The organism is Nonomuraea insulae, from assembly GCF_042656245.1.
The window spans coordinates 115640-124542 of the sequence record NZ_JBHSPA010000108.1 but is presented as its reverse complement, the minus strand read 5'-3'; the positions used below and the strand labels follow the sequence as shown (position 1 = coordinate 124542).

Here is an 8903-nt window from a genome sequence, read left to right as displayed (position 1 = left end):
CATGGGGCTGGAAGTCCTCGCCGAGTGCCGCAAGGACACCGATTCACCCAATTCCGAAAATAAGACAAACGATGCTAAAGTGACCATTGAGGCGATTGCTTCCTAATAGTCACCGATTACGGGTGACCTTCTCAAACACCACCTCCCTGGACGCGGCCCCTTGATCGACCCCGTCCCCGAGGAGCCGCACCCAAAGCCTTATCCCATGTAGCCGTTGCGCGAGACCCAGACGGAGGGGCGGCAGGTGCCGAACGTGCGCCCCTGGCACAGCTTGAAGACGGTGATGCGGCTGAGGAAGGTGGTGTCGGTTCCGCAGCCCCAGCGGGAGCCGTTGGTGTCCACGATCGTCCACTTCTGGAGGTAGTTGGTGGCGTATTCGACCCGTACGGCTTGCCCGTCGTCGTACAGGTCGCACACCTTGATGTGCTGGCGATCGGCGGAGACGGTGACCGATCCCCAGCCGGCGTCGTCCTGCCAGCCGCCCGCCGGGTGGGCGGAGGCGGGGGCAGGGGCCGCGATGAGGGTGAGGGCGGCGGCCACGAGGGCGGTGCGAACGTACATGGGCGATCCGTTCCGGGAAGCGATTGTCGGTGAACGGTGCCACTGCGAACTCGGCACATACCGAGACCGTGCAGGTCGGAGCCTATGTTGGCATACCTGGATCAACACTTGGTTGGCTATCACCCTGTAGCCCAGCCCTTGGCTGGGGCCAATGGGAGGAGAACAGCATGACCCACACCTGGTGGCTGGCCAGACGGATCGGGATAGAGCGCCGCTGCCACTGCTGACGAACTGACCAAGCGGCGCCGCTGCGCGCTGTCCCGGTCCCGATCGCTGCCCCAGAGAGGATCGTTGATGTGAACATACGACGACGAGATCGGCTCGGAAGACTTCTCCGCGTTACTCACATGCGGTTTGAGCCGCATGGATGCAGCGTGTCAGCAGGTGCAGTGCCCGCGAGCGGGGCCTAAGACGATGCTCCACAGAAAAGTAAAATGAGCGATCACCAGCAGATCTGTTCCGCACAGGAGGTCAGAACGGCAGCCGCCGCGAAGGCATGTGAATTCGGCTGCAGGCGGCTTGACCAGCGCTTGGACGGGTCTGCGGTCAAGCCGGGCGTGTCCCGCCCGCCGACCCTTCCGCTATGCCCTTCTGTTGGGCGTCGTTCGGGTGTGGCTTTACGATCCGGTCTCAGGCGCCCGATGCCCGGCAGTGCAAACCGGCTCATTTCGATCACGCTGTCAGCCCGCCGATGTGCCGGGCGCGTGCCGAAGAGCATGTGACGAGCATGAACTCGGCCATCTTCGCCTCGCAGAAGGCGGTCGAGAATCGAGAAAGCGCAGGTCGGGTGGGGTATGGAGTGGTAGGGCGCCCGGGGCTCGAACCCGGAACCTACGGATTAAAAGTCCGGAGCCTTGTTATCCCAGGTCGTGATGGTGTCATTTTGTGTCCGATACTGGTGCGCGGTGTTCATGCGTGACACCTAACAGTGCTGCAACGGTGTTCAGGAGTCGGGCTGGCTCGGTAGCCAACAGCGGCATTGCGAATTATTGACCAATTCGGATGTCCGAACTCGCGCCTTCGCGGCGGTATTTGAAGAAGTAGAAGGCAAATACCGAGCCGAGTGAGGTGCCTCATCTTCAGTACCCAGATTACTGCGCTTGACAGGTCCCGCGGAGTTGGGCGTCGATGGTGGCCGCCCCTACCCGGGGGTGTGGCGGGGCGGGACTGATCGCCGTGCGCTTCGAGCCAAGCGATCCACCACAGATCGACTTCAAGATCGTGCTCGCTGAGCAGGCGCTCGGTGATCAGCTTCGCCATCAACAAGCTCAAGTAATCGCGGAGGTACTGCAGTGGCTCATGACCAACCACCCATCCCGCTCAGCGCGCTCAGCGCGGGATCTCGCAGCTCCAACGCCAGGCGCGTAGGGAGTGACCCCTCGACTGGATCGTGGCGTGTGGCGTTTGCGGGCCGCACGTCCACGGAGGACCAGCAAGACCCGACCTTGTCCATCCCGCGTCAACTCGCCAACAGTCGTGCCGCGCTGCCCGCGCACGCGATCATCACCGCCCATTTCTACGACATCGAGTCCGGACGGAAGTCGCTTGCCTTGCGGGGCACGGGACGTGGCCATGAGCACATGGACATTCCGGTGCCTCGCGACGGGGGGATCACCGAGCTCCTTGCGGAGGCGGCCAGCCCGGACAGGCGTTTCGACGCGGTGATCTGCGAGTCGATCGACCGTATTGCCCGCCGCACCTATGTGGGCACGCTTATCGAGAACCAACTTGAGCAGGCCGGCGTCGTCCTGCTCGCCGCGGACGAGCCGATCATGCCCAATGGCAAGCGCGCCACCCAGATCCTCACCCGCCGGGTCAAGCAGGGCGTCGCCGAGTGGTACGTCCTCGAGCTTCTGGAGAAGTCCTGGGGCGGCTTCGAGGCGCATATCGGGCAGGGTTTCAATATCGGCAAACCCCCTTACGGCTACCAAGCGGCCAAGATCCCGCACCCTGTCCCGGCCCGCCGTGCGGAGGGCGCCACCAAGCATCGCCTCGTGCCGGACCCGGTATGCGGACCAGTGGTCACGCAAATCTTCGCCTGGCGGATCGGTGAGCGACTCAGCTACAAGCATCTCGCCGATCGTCTCAACGCCCGCCTTGACCACTACCCACCTCCGCAGCCTCCGGACCCGGCCAGGGCGCTGGGCCGGTGGAGTGGCAGTGCCGTACGCGACATCCTGGTGAATCCCAAGTACACCGGCTACATGGTGTGGAACCGACGGAGCACCAGGGCAGCATCGGGCAAGGTCAATCCACCCGACCAGTGGGTATGGTCCGACGCTCAAAGCCATGAGCCGCTGGTAACCCGCGACGCCTTCATCGCCGCGCAGCAGATCGCTCAGACCCGCGAACGTTCCCGCAGTGAAGCCGGGCGCAACACCCACGTGCAGACGAAACGCTCATACCCGCTGCGATCGTTCATCTTCTGCGCGGTGTGTAATCGACGGATGTTCGGCAAGACGCGGCGGCAGACCGCCTACTACACGTGCCTGCCCGCCCACGGGTACCGACCTGAGGGGCACCCGCCGACCATCTACGTTCGCGAAGACCAGCTGATGGACGGCATCACACAGTTCTTCGCCAGCAACATCTTTGGTTCGGCGCGAAGAGCCAGGCTCAGCAGCACTCTCATTCAGGCCAGCGAGCGAGAGGCCGATGGCTACGCGCAGGGGCAGCGCGCTTTGCAACGCGCCATCGAAGATCTTGACGTACGTAGGGCCCGTCTGATCAACACCCTTGAGGTCACGGATGACCCAACAGGCGATCTCGCCCGGGACGTCCAGGAGCGCATGACCAACCTGGTTCGACAGAAGGCCGACAAGCAAGCGCAGCTTCGCGACCTGAATATGGCGCAACCGGTGCGCCAGACGCCCGATCTCCTCGATGCCCTACCAGAGGGAGTAGTACCGAGCCTGGACAGGTTGCCTGAGGAGCTTCTCCGTAAGCTGTTCGACGTCTTCCGCCTGCAGGTCCGTTACGACAAGACCACCCACAGGGCAACCTGCGCGGTGACCCTTACGGGCGAAACCATCGACATCGCCAGCGCCCTCTCGGACGAGGCCCTGCAACAGCCGAACGGGCACCTTACGGTGCCCGTTCGCGTGGTGCCCCCTGTAGGATTCGAACCTACGCACCCGGCTCCGGAGAGGGCTGCCGATTGTGTGCTCATGCTGCCTTTGACCTGCAGAAATGCTAGATGCGAGACTGTCATTGTCGGCTGTGGTCCACAATGGGTCCATGATCATGACAGGCAGGGAGGAGCACGCACCGAAAGGGCGCAGCTCCCGGCCGAAAGCCCTGTCGCGTATCGTCGCCGCATGGAGATCCCGGAGCTTGCCGAGTTGGTCTGGCTCTTCGAGGACGAGCCCCAGGGCCAGGACGAGGATGTTCATTGGCCGGTCGGCCTTCACTCTTTCCGCCTTTCCCGAGGCTCAACGTCGGTCCTCTTCTCCCTCGATCCCATGGCGGGCGAGGCGTACATCAGCCTCTACGTGGACAACGTCGAGCTTGCATCTCTGGGACGGCTGCGCACTCTCGATCGGCTTTCCATCGAGCGGAAGCAGTCCGACTATGAGGGCATAAAGCTGTGGCTCCGCGGCGTCGAAGAGCCCATCACACTTCAGACCAAGCCCATGATTCGACTGGCGTGGCACGTGAAGGCGCTGGGAGCCTGGTAGAAGTCGATGCGGGTCACCGGCTGAGGCCGTGCAATTCAAGGTGAAGCTCGTTTGTTCCGATCATCGTGACCCGAAGCTCGATTTACTTGGCCACGGCCCCGTTGCGCTAGGCCCCCCACGTTGCCGAGCTGTTCTTGAAGGCATCAAGGCGCCGGCGCTCCGCGCCGCCGCATGGCCCGCCGCCCGGACGTGCGGCGTGGGCGCCGGTCCCGGACGGCGGCGGGACTCAGGGCCGCCCGCCGTACGTGGCATCCGCCGCTATAACATACCCGCCGCCCAAGGGTGCGCTGCCTCAAGCAGCCTTGCAATCAGGAACCGTGCACGTCTCCCTCTTGCGGGCTGACGGGTTATGGGCCCTCCAGATGGCTTCCATGTCAAGGTTGTCCCGGGCTGTACGCATGCGTTTGAAGGCGTTGTCCGAGAAGCGTGGCAGGCGCTGGGAGTCAAAGACGAACTCGTAATAGCAGGTCGAATCGGCGTCGATGCCCAGATGACGACGTAGCGCGATACACCTAGGCCGAGTCAGGCCAAGGTCCCTGGCTAGGTCGGTTACTGAACGGTGGAATCTGGCTTGGAGATCCACCTCCCGAATGGCTGCGGCGGGCACGGTCTCGTCGGCGACGTAGCGCACAGGTGGAGCGGCCTCGTTCTTCACGAAGCGCAACTTAACCAGGAGGCCCTCGCCGTCTGTGGCGGTGGCGAGCTGTTGTAGTCGAGGGAAGACCTCCGGGCGCGGCGCTCCATCACGAATGCCAGCCTGTACTCGGTCAACGTCTTTGCTGGAAACACGAGTCTCCGGCCCAGTGTGCGCTTCCATGGCCAACAAGGTTCGTATCCGAGCGCGCGCCTCATGTGTCGCGCGTCGCCCCGGTTGGAGCAATGCGGCGATCTGTGTGTACTCCTCGTCTAGGAGAAGCGATAGGTCACGTGGCGGGTCAACGGAGACCGGCAGGACCCGCGAGGGTAGGTGATTGGCCAGCGGTTCCTTGAACACGCACTGGAGCAGGTCGTCGAAAAGAGTCACTGCCGCGCGAGCATGCACGTACAGCAGTTGCTCAGAAACCTGATTGAACCAGTGCTGCTCATCATCTCGTAAGGCATCGATTGCCCGAAGCGTGCCAGCATCGGACTCATTGAGTTTGATTTCGGCATGCTCCACGACTTTGCGTACGCAGGCCTCGAAGCCGAGCGACCGGCCGAGGGTTGGGTCGAAGACGCTGATCCCTTTCTGTACCAGCGCTGCCTTGAGCAACATCTCGAAGGAGTGCTGAAGGTGCAAAAGGACCTTGGTTGCCCGCCCCCGATCATGCGGCGAGTTGAATGCCTCGGTCGCGGTAACCATCGACGAGATGGCCTTCTCTTTGAGGACACGAGCTTCTTGCCTCAGTCTCACTCGAACCGCACCTTCCAGACGTGCCAGACACTTACCAGCAAGGGTAGAGGTAACGAGCGGCCCCACTGAGTCGGTTCAAGCGTGGTATGCCATGGCCCTCCGTTCAACTGTAAGCGCGACGATAGCCCCAGGCTGGTCGAGCACCGTCCGGGGCTGGAGGCGATCGACGGTCCGGGCTTCGTTTCTCAGCCCGCCCCCATTGGTTGACGTCGCTGGCGCCGTTGCGGATATACGTGGGCACGGTATCCGAGCTGGCCTTCTGGGGGTGGACGCGGTCATCCGATTGACTATTACTGCAGGTCATATTGCCTGGTGAGGGCCAGGGCTTGCTTCTCATCTACCTGGCGTGGCAGGCGGGCCATTTTCTCGCGTAAGTCATCCAGGATGTGGTTGCCAGCGCGGACAACGCGGGAGCGGTGGAGTTCCAGTTGGGTGTCGAAGAGTTTGGCTGTGGGCCCCATCCAGATCAGACCGGAGTGGAATTCCTTGTAGGACTGTTCGATCGCCTGGGTCGCGTTCTGGACGAGCGGGGTGATCTTCTGTTCGGCTTCGCGTAACGCTTCGTAGAGCGGGTTGGGTACCATGTCGGGCATCGGCTCAGCCGTTCTGGTCGGCGCTGGGGGAGGGGGCGGTGATGAGTTTGGGGGCGATGAGCTTCATCAGGGCAACTACGTCAGCGGCGTTGTCACGTCCTTTGACGCCTTTCACGAGTTCTATCGACAGCCGCGCCTGGCCTTTCACGAGCATCGCGCCCACGTGGGCCTCATCGTTGGGGTAATTGGCGTAGTAGCCGAAGCCGCCAGGGACGATTTCCGGCAGTTGCTTGGAGTTGCCGTCGCGCAGTTGGTTCTCGACCTGGCCGCGAGAGCCGCCCGAGTCCAGCATGATGCGCAGCACTGTCCCACGTTCGCCGGTTCGCTGGTAGGCGGAGCAACCGCCGTTGGCAGGGCTGTCTTCGCGTGCGAGGCGAAGGGATCCATTGACAAGCGGGTCCGTGATCCCCGTCATCCGCTCCACCGCTACTTTGGGAACGTAGTCGCATACGTAGGGTGGGGCGTAAGCGGTGGGAAGCGGGGCCGTGTCGATCTCGCCGGCACTGCCGGTACAGGCCGAAACACCGATCAGGGCACATGCGAGCATCATTCCGGGCCTGGCCATGATCAGCCGTAATGCGAGAAGCCGAAGTTGTAACCGTTGTCGACATTGGTTTGTACTCCGAGTGCTTTCCACGGGTTGTCCTCAGGACGTAGATAGAGCCAGGCACGGTACGCGTTCTGGCGTCGCCCGTCGCCCGCGGTCATTTCCTGGAAGGTCATCAGCGTCGTGCCGTCCGGCTTGAGGAAGTTGTTCGGTGCGCTGCGCGGATCGTCCCCGGGTCCGACGTCGGTGAGCGAGGCCCACGGGTGAGATTTCGCGGGTGGGTCGGCGGAGCCGAACAGGCCATGGTTGAACATGGCCTGAGCGGTGAGTTGATGGACGAGGAACAGTGTCTGCTCACGGGCGTTGTTAGCCGCGAAGATGGCCTTCTTCTCCGACGTGCTCTTGACGCTGTCTTCGATCATTCCGGTCCACGCACCCACAACGGCCGCTCCGATGGGCCAGCTTCCTGCTTGCGGGACGGCCAGACCGGAGTTGACCACGGCCATGAGGATCTTCATGTTCCGCTTCTGGTCCTCGTCGAGTTCCTGCCCTTTCTCGATGCCGGCGAGTCCGGCCGCGTCGGTGATGATGCCGAAACCGGCGCCAATCTCTGATCCCGCGGTGTGCAGGCTGCCGGTGCCGTGTTTCGCGGCCAGTTGCCCGGCACCGTGGTCGAGGAGTCTGTCGCTCCATGCTGTCTGAGCGGCGGTCACCACCCCGAAGGCGATCCCGTCCTCCTTGAACGCCTCCCGCATCACACCGCGGAGCTCGTCCTTGTTGAACTGCGCGCCCCAGTCCTCACGCCCTGGGAGGTTCGGGTAGTCCTCTCGGAACACGCCGGGCCTTTCGGGGCCAGGTGTGCCCGCGACGCGGTTGACGTCGGATATGTAGGCCGCCAGGATGCGGCCGATGGAACCGGCGGCCACCAGGGATTTTGGATGTTCGTCCGCCTGGAGTCGTTCGTGCTGGAGATGGATGAGATCTGAGGCGAGCTTGGCCGACAGGTAGCCTCGCGATGGGTTCTGAGGGGTGCCCGCATGGTCTCGGTATGTCATCGTGGCCGCCTCCAGCGCTTTACCCAGCGCCGCACCCCCGTCTTTCAGCGACATCTCGTTCACGTAGAACTTGAGCGCCGTCGAGTCGTAGGCGAAGAATTCTTGGGCCGCCGCCGGATGGCGGCCTAGCGCCTCGAAAACGTCCGACATCGCGTGCGAGTGACGGAGTCCGGTCTCACCCCGAGCGGCGCGCTCGGCTGCATCCACTTTCCTGGCGACGTCCAGCAGGAAATCGTGGTCGAACGTCCCGTATTTGAGCGCTCGCGCGAGCCCGTAGTGCTGCCCTCGGCTGAGGTCGGCTGTCAGTTCTTTGCGCCAGTTGGCATCCAGGCGGGGGCTCGCCGCACCGAGCGCCTTGCTCAGGGCGGCCTGAAGGCGTTCGTTCTTCTTGTCCTCCTGGTGCACCGACCTGTTCATGATTTTGAGGAAGGTCTCTGTGCCCAATGCGTGCATGAGCTTGGTGGCGAACTCCGGGTCCAGGGCTCGCTTCTCCAGAGCGGCGAGGGCGGACTCATTGATCTTGCCATCGGCAGGGTAGGCGGCCAGGTGGCTGGCGGCGGCGTATACGTCCGGATCGTTGGAGGACTTGCTGAACAGTGCCTCGTCGAAGCCGACCATTCCGTTTGCGGTCAGGCTGGGGGCGCCCCATTTCGATTGCTCGCTGATGGTCTCCTTGCGACGCCGTAACTCCGGGCGCTTGGCGCTGATCCAGTTGGCGGCTTCCCTGAACGCGGTCAGATACGAGGCGTCCAGGTCGAACCGTTCCAGGGTGCGCCGGAGTTGCTGCTCGCCGCTTTCGATCGCGGAGCCCGTACGGCCGAGGGCCGGCTCAAAGAGCGCCATCAGACCAGGGTCAATGCCGGAGTACTTGCCGTTCAGTTCCCACACGTGGGGATCACGACCGGCGGGATAGCTCATCACGGGCCTCCAGCGCAAACGGCGGGACGCACACGGTTAGCGAAGCCAGCGTATCCTCGGTTCGGCTTGCGCAAAGACGTCATGTTCGGACCGGTATGGCCCCGCTGTGGATCGTCAGGAGGTACGCGGGCTGGGGCTCCAATGGTTCAGATGCAGACT

6 protein-coding genes are annotated in these 8903 nt (G+C 63.2%); 1 reads left to right on the top strand and 5 read right to left on the bottom strand.

Annotated features, from left to right (window positions below; genetic code table 11):
• Window positions 1–198: 198 nt before the first annotated feature.
• The gene (locus ACFPZ3_RS60770; RefSeq protein ID WP_379523561.1) at window positions 199–561 is read right to left on the bottom strand and encodes a hypothetical protein; all 363 of its coding nucleotides are present in this window, start codon (window positions 559–561) and stop codon (window positions 199–201) included.
• 1397 nt (window positions 562–1958) lie between these two features.
• Between ACFPZ3_RS60770 and ACFPZ3_RS60765 the strand changes: the two genes are divergently transcribed.
• Window positions 1959–4238, top strand: coding sequence for a recombinase family protein (locus ACFPZ3_RS60765; protein ID WP_379523560.1), 2280 nt, complete (start codon window positions 1959–1961; stop codon window positions 4236–4238).
• Between the two features lie 292 nt (window positions 4239–4530).
• On the opposite strand, the gene ACFPZ3_RS60760 is transcribed toward ACFPZ3_RS60765, so the two are convergent.
• The 4 genes from ACFPZ3_RS60760 to ACFPZ3_RS60745 form a co-directional block, all read right to left on the bottom strand.
• Complete coding sequence (locus tag ACFPZ3_RS60760; protein ID WP_379523559.1) at window positions 4531–5631, bottom strand: DUF3644 domain-containing protein; 1101 nt, start codon at window positions 5629–5631, stop codon at window positions 4531–4533.
• 290 nt (window positions 5632–5921) lie between these two features.
• Window positions 5922–6224, bottom strand: a complete 303-nt coding sequence (locus ACFPZ3_RS60755; RefSeq protein WP_379523558.1) for a hypothetical protein — start codon at window positions 6222–6224, stop codon at window positions 5922–5924.
• Window positions 6225–6228: 4 nt separating this feature from the next.
• Window positions 6229–6639 carry a hypothetical protein gene (locus tag ACFPZ3_RS60750; RefSeq protein WP_379523557.1) on the bottom strand — a complete coding sequence of 137 codons (411 nt, stop codon included), beginning with the start codon at window positions 6637–6639 and terminating at the stop codon, window positions 6229–6231.
• Window positions 6640–6791: 152 nt separating this feature from the next.
• On the bottom strand, window positions 6792–8744 hold the full coding sequence (locus tag ACFPZ3_RS60745) for a hypothetical protein (RefSeq protein ID WP_379523556.1): 1953 nt from the start codon (window positions 8742–8744) through the stop codon (window positions 6792–6794).
• Window positions 8745–8903: the final 159 nt, after the last annotated feature.